The sequence below is a fragment of the Tessaracoccus rhinocerotis genome (assembly GCF_007197885.1).
GTDB lineage: Bacteria > Actinomycetota > Actinomycetes > Propionibacteriales > Propionibacteriaceae > Arachnia > Arachnia rhinocerotis.
In genome coordinates this window covers 45,747-60,988 of sequence record NZ_VKKG01000004.1, presented here as the reverse complement: position 1 = coordinate 60,988, position 15,242 = coordinate 45,747, and the positions used below count along the sequence as shown (strand labels likewise).

Below are 15,242 nucleotides of genomic sequence, written 5' to 3'. Positions count from 1 at the left end.
CGCCGCCTTGGGGTTGTCCGCTGGCGAGCGACCGAGTGGGGCTGGCACCAGCGCTGCGCGGGCGGGTGCCGTAGCCTTGCACACCTAGTCCCGAGGGGGTGACATGGGCCGACTACGTGCTGCTCTGGCAAGCGTGCCGGACAGGTTCTGGTTCGTACCGGCGCTGTTCATCGCCGCCGCCATCCTCCTCGCCCAGGTGCTGGTCGGCGCCGACCGGGCACAGCTCCCGATGCCAGGGATCCTCGAGGAGTTCGTCTTCGACACCGGCGTCGACGGAGCGCGCGCCCTGCTGACCGCCGTCGCCTCGTTCCTGGGCGTGGCCGGCACCGCCTTCTCGATCACGATCTCGGTGATCAGCACGGCCTCCACCACCTATGGTCCCCGGCTCGTGCGCAACTTCATGGGCGACCGCAACAACCAGGTGGTCCTCGGCGTGCTGGTGGCCACGTTCGTCTACACGCTGCTCGTGCTGCGCACCATCCGGTCGGAGACCGCCGACGGCGCCTCCTTCGTGCCACACCTGGCGGTCAACGTGGCGATCCTGCTGGGAATCCTCGACGTGTTCCTCTTCGTCTGGTTCATCCACCACATCGCCGACTCCATCCAGGTCGAGACCCTCGTCAGGGGGGCGCGCGAGGACTTCGTCCGGGCCGTGGGCAGCAACTGGCTGGATCCGTCCGACGACGGCGTCGCCTCGGCCAGTCCTCCGCGGGAGGGCGGCGACGTGGTCACGCTGGGCAGGGGTGGCTACCTCACCAGCATCGACGCCCGGGACCTCGCCGATGACCTGGCCGACGCCGGCGCGACGGTGCGGCTGCTCAAGCGGGTTGGCGACCAGGTCACGACGGACGAGCCCTTGGCCGTGGTCTGGCCCGCCGGGTCGGGCGCTCAGGTGGAGTCGACCGTCCGGGACCACGTACACGTCGGCCCGTCGCGCACCCCCTCACAGGACGTCCGTTTCGCCGAGCAACAGGTGGTGGAGCTGGCGGTGCGTGCCCTGTCCCCGGGGACCAACGACCCGTACACGGCGGTCAACGCGGTCGAGGAGGTGGCCGTCGGCATCCTGGAGGAGGTGGGCAGGCCGCAGGGCGGCAACGCGCTGCTGGACGGCGCCGGCACCGTCCGGCTCCACCTGCGGCCGGTGACGACGGAGGAGATCGTCGACATGCCCTTCTCACACCTGCGTCCCTACGCGTTGGGTTCGCGCATCGTGCTGGAGGCGCTCGCGGACCTGGCTGCCCGCATTGAGACCGCGGCCATCGCCCCGGCGACGGCGCGGCGGGCGAGGGAGCACGTCGGCACCCTGGTCGGGGAGGCGGCGGGCGTGCTGGCCCCGGCAGATCTCACGTTGCTGGAGGACTACGTCGCGGCCAGCCGACGCCGTTCGATCTCACCGCCTCCTGCCAGACCCTGACCGATGGGCGGGCGGTCCTCGGTGTCGGAGGCACGTGACATGGTTGGGGCATGACTGATCGAGCGTTCTGGGACGACGAGCCGCCGCCGGATCCGTGGGAACTGCCCCCGGACCCGTACGACGACGCCGCCCCGGAGCCGCCCGTCGACGCCGCTCCCCCGGCACCGGCCGAGAACTCGCCGGAGGCCCGGACATCGCGGCGGCAGGCAGCGCCGGTGGAGCCGGTGCGGCGGATCGAGCGCGGCGCCGCAGGACTGCGCGAGGAGGCCGTCGCGGTGCTTCGGGACCTGACCGGCAACCCGGAGGCCGACTTCCACGCCGGCCAGTTCGAGGCCATCCGAGCACTGGTGGCCGACCACGAGCGCGCCTTGGTGGTGCAACGCACGGGCTGGGGCAAGTCCGCCGTGTACTTCATCGCGGCGCTGCTGCAGCGCCGGGCGGGCGCGGGCCCGGCGCTTATCGTCTCGCCGTTGCTGGCGCTGATGCGTGACCAAGTGGCCGCGGCCGAGCGGGCCGGGGTCCGGGCCGTCGCGATCAACTCGGCCAACGTCACGGAGTGGACCCAGATCGAGGGCCTCCTCGCCGACGACGCCGTGGACGTGCTCTTCGTCTCCCCCGAACGCCTGGTGAACCCACGGTTCCGCGCGGAACAGCTGCCGCGGCTGCTGTCGGTGATGGGGCTGCTAGTGATCGACGAGGCGCACTGCATCAGTGACTGGGGCCACGACTTCCGGCCCGACTACCGCCGGATCCGCGACCTGATCGCCGAACTTCCGGCCACCGTGCCCGTCCTGGCCACCACGGCCACCGCGAACGAGCGGGTGGTGGCCGACGTCGAGGAGCAGATGGGCGCCGGCGGCCACGAGGTCTTCACGCTGCGCGGGCCGCTGGCACGGACGTCGCTGCGGCTGGGCACGCTGGACCTGAAGACCACCTGGCGCCGGGTGGCGTGGCTGACGCAGCACCTCGACTCCCTGCCCGGCAGCGGCATCATCTACTGCCTCACCGTCTCGGCTGCCGAGGACACCGCGGCCGCGCTGGCGAAGGCGGGGCACCGGGTGCTGCCGTACACGGGCCGAACGGACGCTGCGGAGCGGCTGGTGGCCGAGGAGGCGCTGAAGGCGAACGAGGTGAAGGCCCTGGTGGCCACCTCGGCGCTGGGGATGGGCTTCGACAAGCCGGACCTCGGCTTCGTCGTGCACCTGGGAGCCCCCAGCTCGCCGGTGGCCTACTACCAGCAGGTCGGCCGCGCCGGCCGCGCGACCGAGAACGCCGACGTGTTGTTGCTGCCGGGTCCGGAGGACCGCGACATCTGGCACTTCTTCGCCACCAACGCCATGCCCACGCAGGCCCGCGCCGACGCGGTGATCGGGGCCCTGTCCGCCTCTGACAAGCCGCTGTCCGTGCCCGCGCTGGAGGCCCGGGTGGACCTCAAGCGCGGCCAGTTGGAGCTGCTGCTGAAGGTGCTCGCCGTCGACGGCGCCGTCGAGTACACCTCCGGGGGCTGGGTGGCCACCGGGGCGGAGTGGACCTACGACGAGGAGCGCTACGAGCGGATCGCGGCCGCCAGGCGCGCCGAACAGGACGCGATGCTGGCCTACGAGCGTGGCGAGAGCTGCCGGATGGCCTTCCTGACCGAGCAACTGGACGACCCGCACTCGGTGCCGTGCGGCCGCTGCGACGTCTGCGCCGAGGCGTGGTACCCGAGTGACGTCGCCGTCGAGCAGCAGGAGTCCGCCCAGTCCATGCTGGACAGGGTGGGCGTCCCGCTGGCCCCGCGGGCGCTGTGGCCGAGCGGCCTGGACCAACTGGGCGTCCGCTCCGACGGGAAACCGGTCAAGGGCAAGGTGCCGCCCGGCGAGCAGTACCTCCAGGGTCGGGCCGTCGCCCGCCTCACGGACCTGGGGTGGGGCGGCGCGCTGCGCGAGCTGTTCCGAAGCGACGCCGACGGCCGCCCACTGGACGCCGAGGTGCCGCCGGACCTGGCCCGCGCCGTCGTGCGGGTGCTGAAGGAGTGGGACTGGGAGGAGCGGCCCGCCGCGGTGGCGTGGCTGCCGAGCCGCTCGCGGCCGCGGCTGGTGGAGTCGCTGGCCGCCGGGATCGCGACGGCCGGCCGGCTCCAGCCGCTCGGCCCCCTCGGCCTGGCCCCGGGTGCGGGTGAGCTGACGCGCTCCACCAACAGCGCGTTCCGGGTGCGAGACGTGTGGGACCGGTTCGTGGTCCCGCCTCAGATGGCCGACGCCCTCCCGGGGCTGGGCGGCCCCGTCCTGCTGGTCGACGACCTGGCCGACTCCCGCTGGACCCTGACCGTTGCCGCGCGGCTGCTGCGTCGCGCCGGTGCGTCGTCGGTGCTGCCACTGGTACTCGCCTCGGCAGGGTGACGCTGGCGGCGCAGCACTGGACGGCGTCAGGCGGGCGGTTGCGGCGGCCGGTGAAACTGATCCGTGGTCGGATGTATCAGGAGGGCGCCTGGGCGCTCCTTCATGTCGAGAACCCTGCAACGGGAACTCATCCACAAGGAAGCGTGACGAGCAGCATACTGCCGTCCACCACAGCCGGATCCGCGGATCCGGCGGCCGGCCCGTCAGCTCGGGGGACTGACGGGCGGGCCGGTGGGCGCGCCGCCGCCCGGGAGGGTTGGGCGCCGAAGTCACCTCCGGTAGGGACGGTCCGACCGATCGGGGGACGGACGGACCGGGAGTCGTCGGTGGGGCCGCTGGTCGGCCCCGCCGATGGCGCCGGGCGTCAGTTCCGGCCCTTGTCCTTGTACAGGTTGGAGTGCGCGAAGTTGACGGCGACGATCGAGAACAGGGTCATCACCAGCGGCAGGAACTGGCCGTGGATCCCGAGCACGATGGAGATGGGGATGAACGCGGCCATCGACACGATGCCGAGAGCCAGCTGCTGGCCCCCGCCCCGCACCGGCGGCGGGCCGTGGTGGATCGGTACGACGCCCTGGCCGTGACTGTTCTGGAAGCGGTACTCCCCGACCTGCTGCTGCGAGCCGCGGCGGGCCAGCTCCGCCGAGACGCGGGCGTCGATGGCGGCCTCCACCTTGTCGGCGAAGTTGTCCAGCAGGGCAGGCTCGTAGTCGGCCCCGAGGTCGGAGCGCGTTGCCCCCAGTGCCTCGATGTCGCTGCGGCTGACGCCCTCGTCATGGGTGCCGTTCGCGGAAGTCCCTGTGCTCATCTGCGTCTCCATCCGTAGCCGGTAGAAGCCTATACCTGCGCGAAGTCCAACAGTCTCGACGTCATTGGGCGCCGGAGGCCGCCACTTGCAGGTCGTCGGGGAGGGGGTTGTCGTGCCACACGACGATCGACCACGGCTCCACCATCACGCCGCTGCGCACCACCATGCCCTCCCCCTCGGGCCAGAAGTTGTGGGCGGCCTCGGCCCAGGTGGCGGTGTCGATCAGGAGGCGCCACACCCGACCGTCCTGCGCCTCCGGGACCGTGAACTCGACGGGGACGTCGGCCATGTTGATCATCAGCCAGAAGTCATCGTCGGGGGAGTTGATGAACACCGAGAGCGCGCGGTCGCCGTCGGAAGGGTGGCCCTCGAGCGTCGGGGTGTGGAACAGGTAGGACACGTCCGCGTTGTCCGGGATCAGGTCCCCGTAGCTCTCCTGCCGTAGGGCGTCGTGGCGCTGGCGGAGGTTGGCCACGAAGGTCGCGAACCGGAACAGGCCGTTGACGTCCGGCTCGTTGTGGAAGCGGCCGAAGTTGTCATGGTACTGCCCCGCCACGTTCGGCGCGAGCATGACGCGGTGCGGCGTTGACTTGTTGATCATCGCGTAGTTGTTGGTCATCGCGACGCTGTCGAGCGCCCAGGGGTTGTTGTTGCCGTTCTGGGTGCGCCCGAACTCGTCCCCCGCGACGACCATCGGGACGCCGCGCGAGAAGAACAGCAGGGTCCACAGGTTGCGCACCCGCTGGCGACGCAGGGACCGCGAACCGCCCGAGTCCCACGACAGGTTGTCGTCCGAACCGCCGTCGGAGGGCCCGAACGGCCAGGGCTGGTCGTTGTCCTTCTCCTGGTAGCTGACCAGGTCCGCCATGGTGAAGCCGTCGTGGGCGTCGACGAAGTTGATCGTCTTCTGCGCGCCCTCGTTGTCGTGGAAGTGGTGGTGGTCGCCGTTGAGCATGTCGAGGAACTGCTGGGTGTTGCCGTCGCCCTTGGTGAAGCGGCGCACGGCGTCGCGGTAGCGGCCGTTCCACTCGCCCCAGCCGCGGGGGAAGTTGCCCACCTCGTAGCCCCACAGGTCCCAGGCCTCCGCGATCACCTCGACGTGCTCCCGCTTGGCCCAGTCTGCGATCTCGACGAGGAGGGGGTGGTCGTCGAAGAACCGCTTCTGGTCCTTCCAGTCGTCGGGGTGCGCCTCGGCGGGCTTGCGGCCGAGCACGGGGGCGAGGTCGAAGCGGAACCCGTCGACACCCATCACCCGCGACCAGTACGCCAGCGAGTCCAGCACCAGCCGGTGCGCCACCCCGGAGGAGAAGTTGAGCTGGTTGGAGGTGCCGGTGGCGCCGTCGACGAGCATCTTGTCGCTGGTCATGACGTAGTAGTCCGACGCCGCGAACCCGCCGAGCGTGGTGAAGCCGACGGTGTTGACGTCGCCGTTCCAGTTGCCGCCCTCGGCGCTGTGGTTGTAGACGACGTCGAGGTAGACCTCGAGGCCGCACTCGTGGAAGGCGTTGACCATCTCCTTGAACTCGCGGGTGGGGCCGCCGATGGACTGGTCGGAGGCGAACCGGCGGCTGGGCGCGAAGTAGGACAGCGTCATGTAGCCCCACTGGTTGGTGAGGCCCGCGCGGCCGGACTCGGACACGTTGGTCTCGTGCACCGGCAGCAGTTCGATGGTGGTGAAGCCGAGCGCCTTCAGGTAGGGCGCCATCATGCCGGCGGCCCGATAGGTGCCGCGCAGTTCGTTGGGGATGTCGACGACCTCGCCGAAGCCGGGCTCGTCGGCCAGGATCTCGCTCAGCCGCACCACCGACGGGTGGCCGGTGAGCTGTTCCACCTGGACCTCGTAAATCGCCGATTCCTTGCCCATGATCCGCGGCTTGGCCACCAAGGGGGTGGTGTCTGCCATGACCACGCCCTTGGGCGCGTACCGGCCGGTGTCCCACTGCCGACGGGGCCGGCCGCGGTAGTCATCGCCGCCGGTGCCGAAGATGCCGTTGTCCATGCCCTCGTCCGCGATCACGTCGGAGTACATGTTGTGGGTGATCTCGTAGGCGTACGGGTCGAAGAGCACCTTGTTGGGGTTGAAGCGGTTACCGTGCTCGTCCATGTCCGCGACGAAGCCCGCCTCCGAGCCCGGCGTCCACTCCGGGTGCGGGTTCCAGTTGGCGCCCCAGACGCGGAAGGCGTAGAGGTCGCCGAGGCCCACACCGGTGAACTTCGCGCGCCACGTGCCGTCCGTGCCCTTGGCGAGCAGGAAGCTGGCCGCCGCGTCGGTGCCCGTGGCCGCGGTGTAGAACTCGAGCTGGACCCGCGTCGCGAGTGGGGCGTGGACGGCGAAAGTGGTGCCGTCCGGGCGGGGGTGGGCGCCCAGCTGCCAGTCGACGCCGCCCCAGAGGTCCTGCTCGACGGGCAGGATCGATTCCACGTTCATGTCTGAATGTTCCCATGACCGGTGCGATGGTCAGACTTCGGCCTTGTCGCACGAGCGGTCCACCTCGCCCGGCCGGGGCCGGAACCCTACGCGACGTTGACCACCAGTGGTTCGCTGACGACGGTTCCGAAACGGTTGGTGAACTCCATGACGAACTCGTGCCGCCCCGGCGGTAGCGCGCCCACGTCCACGCTCACCTGCTGCCCCTCCGGGGTCCTGACCTCGAGTTCTCCGCGGGCGAACTCCTGGCCGTCCTTCAGGAGGCGCCAGCTGCTGGCATTGGTGTTTCCATCCATCTGGGCGAACACGATGTCGGTGCTGCTCGTGTTCCAGTGGTGCAGTTCGGGCACGCCCGGCAGGGCCTGGGTGACTTCCACCACCAGGGTTTCCTCGGGACCTGCCTCACCAGCCTCGTTGCGCAGGACGTAGGTGAACTCGTAGGTGCCGTTGGGAAGGCCGTCGACGCGGAACTCTGCTTGCTGCATACCGTCGAGTTCTGCAATTCCCAGGGAGACACCATTCATGCAGAACTCGATCTCGTCGGTGGGCGTGCCCCAGAAGAGCTGGTAGATCAGGCTCAGGTAGCCGTCCTCCACGTGGTTTGGATGCGCCACCCGGAACTGGCCCGGGGTCGGCAGCCCTTCGGACTCCGGGTCGGCATTCTCGGCCATACAGGGGTCTCCCCACTCACCGATGGTGACCCCGATGGACAGGGGGGCCTGCTGTCTCCACAGGCCCTGCGCGCTGCCCAGCGGAATCCCGAGCACCACGACGGCGAGCAGGAGGACCAGCGCGGCCCGCCAGGTGCCGGAACCGGGGCGGGCAGTGGCTGTCGCGGCGCTCATTCGGTCCCCCTCGCGTCGGCCTCCACCTTGGCGGCCACCCTTGTCCCGGCAGCCTCCGGGGAGCCGGTGGCATCGTGCGGTTCGCGTCTGCGCCCCAGCACCCCCCGGACGACGGTGATGGACCCGTAGCCGATGAGGGCCACCGCCAGGATGTTGACCGCGGCACCCCGGTTGGTCTGGAGCGCATTGGCGAGGAAGCCTGCATACGGCACTGCGTAGAACAGCTTGCCGCGGACCTGGACCTCCCGCACCGGCTCTGGATCGTCGAGGTCGTTGGCGTCGCCCCGGGTGATCAGGAGCCGCTCGCCCTGCTGGTCGGAGGTGAGGGCGACGATGCGATGGGTGACCACTTCCGGCTGGCCCGAGGTGAGCTGGTAAGTGACGACGTCGCCCACCCGCAGCGCTCCGAAGTCGTGCGGCCTGACCACCACCAGGGTGCCCGGCGGGTAGCCGGGAGCCATGGAGCCGGTGAGGACCACGTAGGTCTGCGAACCAGTTGCGAACGGGACCACGATCATGACCAGGGCCGCCAGCACCGCGGCGCACAACAGCAGGAGCGAGACGCCCTGCCCCAGCAGGCGCAGTACCACGGCAGGAGCCCTGCGCGGGCCCGCGGCAGCGGCCCCTCTCACGAACGTGGGTGCCCGACGCGGATCCCCCTTCACCTGGGACACGGATCACACCTGCCTGACGGTGACCGGCATCTTGATGGAGCCCGTTGCGCCCTGGAGATCTCTGGGCGCCCCCGCCAGCATGGTGACGCGCAGACAGAATCCGGCCGCCCCACCCTTGGCGATCTCGGCGGTGGCCGAGTCGGACCACACGGCGACGTCCTCACACAGACCCGAGGCGGGCGCGACGCCCACGAGGGCCTCGAGGTACTCCGGCAGCGAGGCGACGGAGGCGTCCACCACCTGCGGCGCCCCCAGCGTGGCCGCCACGGTGAAGTCGGCGCTGGCGGTGGTGGGGACGGTCACATTGACCGCCTGGTGGACGGTGGCACCCGGGACGAGTGGCCCGGCGGCACCGAGTGACACGGTCACCTCGGAGCCGTCGATGATCGTCGGGCTGCCGTTCACATTGATCTGGAAGTCCGCAGCCCGGACGCTCTGGGCGCCACTGGAGACCGCCACGTTCCACAGTGCCCACGTCACCCGCACCGAGAAGGCACCCACAGCCAAGGCAGCAACCATGGCGGCGGCCACTCGCAGCACGGTTCGTGGCTTCACGGGTTCTCCTTCCGGGTTCGGGGACGCTCAGGCTGCGACGCGGCTCAGGCCTGGCTCGGGGACAGCTGGGACAGCACGAACCTGACCTGGCTGAAGTCGTAGCTGGCGTTGGTGCTCTGCCTGTCCGTTGTCTCCGCGCTGAAGACGAAGGTGACGCTCGCCGTGACCGTGACGGTGTCGGAGTCCGCGGCCGGTTTGAGGACGGGCGCGATGGCGTTACCGGCCGCATCGGTGATCTCGGGTCCCGTGATGTCCACGGTGCCGTCGACGAAGCCCTGGTTGACGGCACCGTCCACCGTGAGCTCGGCCTGCATCTGGTCCCCGACGAGGGTGACTTCGAGCTCCTGCGAGAAGGTGAGCGTCTCACCGGGCACGACGCGATACTCCGCGATGTCCGCGATGGTGCCGGTGGCGTCGGAGGTCCAGGTCTCGCCCTGCGAGACGAGGTTCAGGTCACCTGCAGCGACGACGCCGGCCTCGGATTCGACGGCCTGGTTCCAGTAGGCCAGGGTGCCGCCGCCGCCCAGCAGCAGTGCGACGCCCAGGCCTGCGACCACGGCGCCCTTGATCATCTTGTTCATGAATCTCCTTGTGGTGTTCGTGTTGTTCCGCATTCAACCACCCGGACCTCAGGACCCTGTAAACGGATACGCAAGATTGCAGAAATTTTGCCTGGCTTGCGGATCTGGGGGCGGGGGAGGACTGCAACTGTCGGCACGCTACTGCTGGTCGGCAGTACTCGCGCGAGAGGCTTCGCATCTCGTGGACGATCGTACGTCACGGTTTGGTATCGATTTGCGGCGGGGTCAGGTTGGCGCTGGCGATGCACTGGGACACGACGATCCGTCGCGGGCGGGACCGCACACAAAACACGAACAGACCGGTGACGCCGCCGCCCCCTGATTGCTCCTGCGATCCGCAGGCAACCCCTGGTGCTGCTTTCCCCCGAATGCTGGGCGTCAAACCAGTCTGCTCGTGCTCCTGGACGCCGGAGGGAACCCGGGGCTTTCCCCCGAGAACCCCGCTGGGTTCCTCCGACACGCATCACTCAACCGCCACCCCCTCAAGGACTGCGGCAGATCTGCCAAAAGGTTGCAACAATGTTCGCGGCAGACATCATATGAGTGGAACTTGAGTTTCGGTTGAGCCTTGGTTGATCTTGAGTCTGACTTGAGGGGAACCTTCGGGATTACGGGGGCGAGACTCGCGTCTGGACGTCGATCATTGGCCTATGAGCACTGTGCCCGTCCTCGATGCGCGAGTACTGGGTCGCCTGGGAGACGATCTCGGCGACCCAGTTCTTCTGTGCACGTTCGTGGACCGGTACGCGGACCTGCTCCAGAGCCGGATCGCGCGCGTGGAGCACGCCCTCGCCGCCCATGACCTCGAGGACTGGCACGACGCCGCGCTCAGCCTGCGCACGTCGTCGGCGATGGCGGGGGCCGCCGCCCTGGCCGAGCTGGTCAGCGAACTGCAGGAGACCGTCGAGGAGAACCCCCTGGCCGACGTGGCGTGGCTGTGCAACGACAAGTTGTCCTCGGCCATCCTGGAGCTGAAGGTGCTCGCCGAGGAGACCAACGCCCGGTTACGGGCGTTCGTCGAGGGCGTGACCGAACGAACCAGCCGGGGTCAGAGCCCCTGGTCGCCCGCCTGAGGCAGCCCAGCGGAGCGGTATCCGACGCCGCGCAGGGTCTCCACCCAGCGGGGGCGACGCGGGTCGTCGCCCAGCTTCCGCCGGAGGTTGCCCATGTGCACCTCGATGGTGCGCTCGTCGGCATCCGAGACGAACGTGCCGGCATCCGGCTCCTCGTCGCGCAGCGTCCGGAACAGCTGGGCCTTGGAACGCACCATCCGACGCGAGGTCAGCAGCGTGCGCAGCAGGATGAACTCGGTGGGCGTCAACTGCACGTCCACGCCCTCGACCGTCACCCGGTACAGGTTGGGGAACAGCTCCAGCCCGTCGAGGCGGTAGGAGATCTCCTCGTGCCGCGTGGCGGCCTCCGACGCCGTCGCCGCCGAGTACGGGGTGGGCGCGGCCGACGGCGCGGTGCCGGGTGCGCTGATGGCCCCGGCCGACATCCCGTGGCCCGCCTGCGACGAGAGCGGGGCGTTGCTCGTGGACCACAGCTCCCCATTGACGGCGGGGCCGGCCGACTGCTGCACGCGCGGGCGGCGCAGCATGGCCTCGATCCGCGCCCGCAGCTCGCGCGGGCGGAAGGGCTTGGTGATGTAGTCGTCGGCGCCGGCGTCGAGCCCCATCAGGGTGTCGATCTCCTCGGTGCGGGCGGTCAGCATCAGGATGTAGGCGTCCGTGACCCGACGGATGCGGCGGGCCACCTCGAAACCATCGATGTCGGGCAGTCCGAGATCCACGGTGACGATGACCGGATCGTGTTCCATGACGGCGCGCACGCCGTCGGTCCCGTTGGAAGTTTGGTGGACTTCGAAGCCGGACTGCGTCAGCAGCCCAGCGAGGAGTGTCCGAATGTCCGCGTCGTCCTCGACGACGACGGCGGCACCGCGCTCATCCACTCCGACCTCCAGCTCCCCCCGACGAACCCCGCAAACTTGCGTGTAGTTTACCCCGCGTGGCCCCGTGGCGTGAAGCCCCGCCCTGTGCTAACGCACGGGCGCTGTGTCTGGGAGACGTTAGAATCGGCGGAAACGTCACACGTCGAGAGGCATCATGGACCACCCGTCCCAACCCGAGCCCCCGTCTACCCGGGGGGCCGAGAGATGAAATCCCATAGTCTCAGGCCCCCGAGGATGGGGGCACCCCGATGACACCGGTCGTGTCACTGCTCGTGGGCCTGGTGGTGGTCCTGCTGATCACCGTCGCCACCGGATACTTCGTGGCCCAGGAGTTCGCCTACATGGCGGTAGACCGCTCCAAGTTGCAGGCCCGCGCCGCTGCGGGCGATGCAGCCGCCGCACGCAGCCTGGACATCACGCGGCGCACCTCCTTCATGCTCTCCGGCGCCCAGCTGGGCATCACCGTGACCGGGCTGCTGGTGGGCTACGTCGCCGAGCCGCTGATCGGCCAGGCCCTGGCGGAACTGGCGCCGGGCGCCACCACCGCGATCGCCGTCGGCATCGGCGGCGTGCTGGCAATCGCCTACTCCACGTTCATCCAGATGCTGTTCGGTGAGCTGTTCCCCAAGAACTACTCCATCGCCAACTCCACCAAGGTGGCCGGTTGGCTGGCCCGCAGCACCCAGATCTACCTGGCGATCTTCGGACCCCTGATCTGGGTGTTCGACCGCGCCGCCGAGGGGCTGCTGAAGCTGCTGCGCATCCAGCCCGTCCACGACGTCGAGCACTCCGCCACGGCGCGTGACCTGGAGCGCCTCATCGACGCCTCCCGCGAGACCGGCGACCTGTCCCCCGAGCTGTCCATCCTGCTGGACCGCATCCTGGACTTCCCCAACCGCGACGCCGAGCACGCCATGATCCCGCGGCCGCGGATCGACGTGGTGCGCGCCGGGACGCCCACCTCCGAGGTGCGGGAACTGATGGCCACCGGCCACACCCGCTACCCCGTCGTGGACGAGGACGACAAGATCATCGGCATCATCCACCTCACCCACGTGCTCTCCGCGGGCAATGACCGCGACCGCCCCATCGAGGAACTGGCCGCCGAGCCGCTCGTCGTGGCTGAGTCGATGGCCCTGCCCGACGCGCTGACCCTGATGGACGAGGCGGGCGAGCAGTTGGCCTGCGTCGTCGACGAGTACGGCGGCTTCGCCGGCATCATCACCATCGAGGACCTGGCCGAGGAGGTCGTCGGTGACATCACCGACGAGCACGACCCCTCGGCACCGGAGGAACTCGACGACCTCGGCGAGGGGGTGTGGCAGGTCAGCGGCGAGGTGCACGTCGACGAGGTCGAGCGCACCATCCACCAAGGCCTGCCGCGCGGCGACTACGAGACCGTCGCCGGGCTCGTGATCCAGCACTTCGGCGGCCTCCCCAAGGAGGGCGACACCACCCGCGTGGAACTGCCGCCCTCGCCCGAGGACCTGACCGAGTCCGACCCAGAGCCACGGTTCCTGACTGCGAAGGTGTTGGAAATCGACAACCACGTGCCCTCACTGATCGAACTGACGATGCCCGAGTCCGGCGACGAGGGGGTGGAGTCATGAGCGGCATGTGGGTGACCATCTGGACCGTCGTCATCATCTTCCTGTCCGCCTTCTTCGTGGCCGCCGAGTTCGCGCTGATGTCGGCCAAGCGGCACCGCCTGGAGCAGGCCGCCAAGGAGTCGGCGGCCGGCCGCGCGGCCCTGAAGAACTCCTCAGAGCTGACCCTGCTGCTCGCTGGCTCCCAGTTGGGCATCACCGTGTGCACGCTGGCGCTCGGTGCCATCACCAAGCCCGCGGTCCACCACGCGCTCATGCCCGTGCTGGATCTGACGGGCATGCCGGTGGCCGTGGCCGACGTCGTCGCCTTCGTGCTGGCGCTGTTCCTCGTCACCTTCCTGCACCTCGTGGTGGGCGAGATGGCGCCGAAGTCGTGGGCGATCGCGCATCCGGAGAAGTCCGCGATGCTCCTGTCCCTGCCGATGCGCGCGTTCATGGCGGTCACCCGACCGGCCCTGAAGGCGCTCAACGGCGCCGCGAACTGGCTCGTCCACAAGGCCGGCTCGCCCGTGGTGGACGAGCTGTCCAGCGGGCAGGACCCAGACAGCCTGCGCCACCTCGTGGAGCACTCCGCCAACGTCGGGGCACTGGACGCCGGCTACCGGGCCACCCTCGCCAGCGCTCTCGACCTGCGGGAGCTCACGGTGGCCGACGTCGCCGTCCACGACGACATCACGTGGGTGCGCCCCGACGCGACCGTCGCCGAGATCCAGCAGGCCAGCATCGACAGCGCCCACCGTCGCATCATCGTGCGCGAGGACGGGCGCACGAGCGGCGTGGTGCACGTGCGTGACACCCTCCAGGACGCGGCCCAGGGCCAGACCGCCGGCTCGCTCGCACGCCAGGCGCTCGTCCTGGATGCCGCCACGCCGCTGGCCCAGGCGCTGCGTGAGATGCGCGAGGGCGGCACCCAGCTCGCGCTGGTGTGCGAGGACGGCGTCGAGACCGGGTTGCTGTCCGTGACCGACATCATGCTGCGGATGCTGCCAATCCGGCAGACCACGCCCGCCGCCGGGGCCGAGCGCGCGCCGTCGGTGAAGAGCGCACACCCGCATCGGACGGTCTGACCGAAGCGACCGCGGCCCCAGCGCGACAGTGTTGCGCTGGGCGCCGTGGTCGACGCCTTGCGCGACACTGTTGCGCTGGGGTCGGCGCGACGTCGCCCTCAGCCCTGTTCGGACGCCGGCCCGGGGCGTAGAATCGCCCCATGTCGGACGAGCCGTTCCAACGGCCGGGCAGTCACCCCGGTGGAACGGACGTGCACCGCACGCCCCACCGGTCGGTGTGGGGCGACGACGAACGCGAGCCGGAGCTGGTGGAGCTGGGCGACGTCCTCGACCCGCCCGAGGAGGCGCCGAAGCGCGGCCGCCTCGACCTGGCAATCGCCGCAACACTCGGGATCGCCGTCGGCGTCGTGGGCACCGTCATCGCCCTGAACGCCAGCAACGGGTCCGGAGACTCCCTGCCCATCACCCCCGACGTCTTCCCGCGCGAGGTGCTCGGCCTGCTGCGTGACGACCTCCTCCCGCGCGACCTGAACGACACCGAGGCCGTGGGACGGCTCGACGCCAACTTCGCCCGACAGGTCGAGGGATTCCGCTTCGCCTACGGGGGCGACGGCGCGGGCATGTTCTACTCCGTGGGCGGCAGCGGGGTGGAGTACACGATCCTGAACGGGATCCTGCCCCCGTCGCTGCCCTCCACCGGGAGCGCCCCGGCTGGCTCCGCGGGCCTGCCCGTGGTGGTCTCGTACTCCTCCACCGACGTGGTGTGCACGCTCCAGTCAACGGTCGTCACCCTGGACGCGGAGACGGGCCTGCCTTCCGAGACGGACCTGGCCTCCACCCCCGGCTGGACCAGCTGCGTACTGACCGACGGCGTGCGCAACCTCAGCCTCCGCCTCACCGAGCTGGGGGTCCAGCGTCGCGACGCCGCGCGCAGCGCCGAGCGGATGGGGGAGGAACTGCGTCGCCTGTACGAGGACCTCACGAGTTGAGG

Annotated in this window: 13 protein-coding genes; 6 read left to right on the top strand and 7 right to left on the bottom strand. The window is 69.9% G+C overall.

Annotated elements, in window-relative coordinates; all coding sequences use genetic code 11:
* The first annotated feature begins 103 nt into the window (after nucleotides 1-103).
* Both FOJ82_RS10340 and FOJ82_RS10335 read left to right on the top strand, forming a co-directional pair.
* Nucleotides 104-1,414, top strand: a complete 1,311-nt coding sequence (locus tag FOJ82_RS10340) for a DUF2254 domain-containing protein (protein WP_143938416.1) — start codon at nucleotides 104-106, stop codon at nucleotides 1,412-1,414.
* Nucleotides 1,415-1,464: 50 nt separating this feature from the next.
* Complete coding sequence (locus FOJ82_RS10335) at nucleotides 1,465-3,795, top strand: RecQ family ATP-dependent DNA helicase (RefSeq protein WP_185975731.1); 2,331 nt, start codon at nucleotides 1,465-1,467, stop codon at nucleotides 3,793-3,795.
* 364 nt (nucleotides 3,796-4,159) lie between these two features.
* Here the strand turns inward: FOJ82_RS10335 and FOJ82_RS10330 are convergent, their stop codons facing one another.
* From FOJ82_RS10330 to FOJ82_RS10305, 6 genes are all read right to left on the bottom strand, one after another.
* Nucleotides 4,160-4,603 carry a hypothetical protein gene (locus tag FOJ82_RS10330; protein ID WP_143938415.1) on the bottom strand — a complete coding sequence of 148 codons (444 nt, stop codon included), beginning with the start codon at nucleotides 4,601-4,603 and terminating at the stop codon, nucleotides 4,160-4,162.
* Nucleotides 4,604-4,664: 61 nt separating this feature from the next.
* Nucleotides 4,665-7,031: an alpha-amylase family glycosyl hydrolase gene (locus tag FOJ82_RS10325; RefSeq protein ID WP_143938414.1), complete on the bottom strand. Its 2,367-nt coding sequence runs from the start codon at nucleotides 7,029-7,031 to the stop codon at nucleotides 4,665-4,667.
* An 86-nt stretch (nucleotides 7,032-7,117) separates the two neighbouring features.
* Nucleotides 7,118-7,876, bottom strand: a complete 759-nt coding sequence (locus tag FOJ82_RS10320; RefSeq protein ID WP_143938413.1) for a hypothetical protein — start codon at nucleotides 7,874-7,876, stop codon at nucleotides 7,118-7,120.
* The gene (locus tag FOJ82_RS10315) at nucleotides 7,873-8,466 is read right to left on the bottom strand and encodes a signal peptidase I (RefSeq protein ID WP_221933116.1); all 594 of its coding nucleotides are present in this window, start codon (nucleotides 8,464-8,466) and stop codon (nucleotides 7,873-7,875) included. Before FOJ82_RS10315 ends, FOJ82_RS10320 begins: the two co-directional genes overlap by 4 nt.
* An 87-nt stretch (nucleotides 8,467-8,553) precedes the next feature.
* A complete protein-coding gene (locus FOJ82_RS10310) occupies nucleotides 8,554-9,105 on the bottom strand; it encodes a Rossmann-fold NAD(P)-binding domain-containing protein (protein WP_143938412.1) in 552 nt (183 codons plus the stop codon).
* 44 nt (nucleotides 9,106-9,149) lie between these two features.
* Nucleotides 9,150-9,686, bottom strand: coding sequence for an alternate-type signal peptide domain-containing protein (locus tag FOJ82_RS10305; protein ID WP_185975730.1), 537 nt, complete (start codon nucleotides 9,684-9,686; stop codon nucleotides 9,150-9,152).
* 650 nt (nucleotides 9,687-10,336) lie between these two features.
* Here FOJ82_RS10305 and FOJ82_RS10300 point away from each other — a divergent pair.
* Entirely contained in the window at nucleotides 10,337-10,759 is a 423-nt protein-coding gene (locus FOJ82_RS10300; protein ID WP_143938410.1) for a hypothetical protein, read from the top strand.
* Here the strand turns inward: FOJ82_RS10300 and FOJ82_RS10295 are convergent.
* Nucleotides 10,735-11,637, bottom strand: a complete 903-nt coding sequence (locus FOJ82_RS10295; RefSeq protein WP_143938409.1) for a response regulator transcription factor — start codon at nucleotides 11,635-11,637, stop codon at nucleotides 10,735-10,737. The two genes, FOJ82_RS10300 and FOJ82_RS10295, sit on opposite strands and share 25 nt — an antisense overlap.
* A gap of 248 nt (nucleotides 11,638-11,885) precedes the next feature.
* On the opposite strand from FOJ82_RS10295, the gene FOJ82_RS10290 reads away from it, so the two are divergent.
* The 3 genes from FOJ82_RS10290 to FOJ82_RS10280 all read left to right on the top strand — a co-directional run bounded on the left by FOJ82_RS10290 (nucleotide 11,886) and on the right by FOJ82_RS10280 (nucleotide 15,240).
* A complete protein-coding gene (locus FOJ82_RS10290; protein ID WP_143938408.1) occupies nucleotides 11,886-13,247 on the top strand; it encodes a hemolysin family protein in 1,362 nt (453 codons plus the stop codon).
* Entirely contained in the window at nucleotides 13,244-14,311 is a 1,068-nt protein-coding gene (locus FOJ82_RS10285; protein WP_185975729.1) for a hemolysin family protein, read from the top strand. Before FOJ82_RS10290 ends, FOJ82_RS10285 begins: the two co-directional genes overlap by 4 nt.
* A gap of 140 nt (nucleotides 14,312-14,451) precedes the next feature.
* A complete protein-coding gene (locus tag FOJ82_RS10280) occupies nucleotides 14,452-15,240 on the top strand; it encodes a hypothetical protein (RefSeq protein ID WP_143938407.1) in 789 nt (262 codons plus the stop codon).
* The last annotated feature ends 2 nt before the right edge of the window (nucleotides 15,241-15,242 follow it).

What these genes read in the sequence shown, in the direction of transcription:
- FOJ82_RS10340 (WP_143938416.1), top strand. Translation starts at nt 104, where the DNA reads ATGGGCCGACTACGTGCTGCTCTGGCAAGCGTGCCGGACAGGTTCTGG.
- FOJ82_RS10335 (WP_185975731.1), top strand. Translation starts at nt 1,465, where the DNA reads ATGACTGATCGAGCGTTCTGGGACGACGAGCCGCCGCCGGATCCGTGG.
- FOJ82_RS10330 (WP_143938415.1), bottom strand. Translation starts at nt 4,603, where the DNA reads ATGAGCACAGGGACTTCCGCGAACGGCACCCATGACGAGGGCGTCAGC.
- FOJ82_RS10325 (WP_143938414.1), bottom strand. Translation starts at nt 7,031, where the DNA reads ATGAACGTGGAATCGATCCTGCCCGTCGAGCAGGACCTCTGGGGCGGC.
- FOJ82_RS10320 (WP_143938413.1), bottom strand. Translation starts at nt 7,876, where the DNA reads ATGAGCGCCGCGACAGCCACTGCCCGCCCCGGTTCCGGCACCTGGCGG.
- FOJ82_RS10305 (WP_185975730.1), bottom strand. Translation starts at nt 9,686, where the DNA reads ATGAACAAGATGATCAAGGGCGCCGTGGTCGCAGGCCTGGGCGTCGCA.
- FOJ82_RS10300 (WP_143938410.1), top strand. Translation starts at nt 10,337, where the DNA reads ATGAGCACTGTGCCCGTCCTCGATGCGCGAGTACTGGGTCGCCTGGGA.
- FOJ82_RS10290 (WP_143938408.1), top strand. Translation starts at nt 11,886, where the DNA reads ATGACACCGGTCGTGTCACTGCTCGTGGGCCTGGTGGTGGTCCTGCTG.
- FOJ82_RS10285 (WP_185975729.1), top strand. Translation starts at nt 13,244, where the DNA reads ATGAGCGGCATGTGGGTGACCATCTGGACCGTCGTCATCATCTTCCTG.
- FOJ82_RS10280 (WP_143938407.1), top strand. Translation starts at nt 14,452, where the DNA reads ATGTCGGACGAGCCGTTCCAACGGCCGGGCAGTCACCCCGGTGGAACG.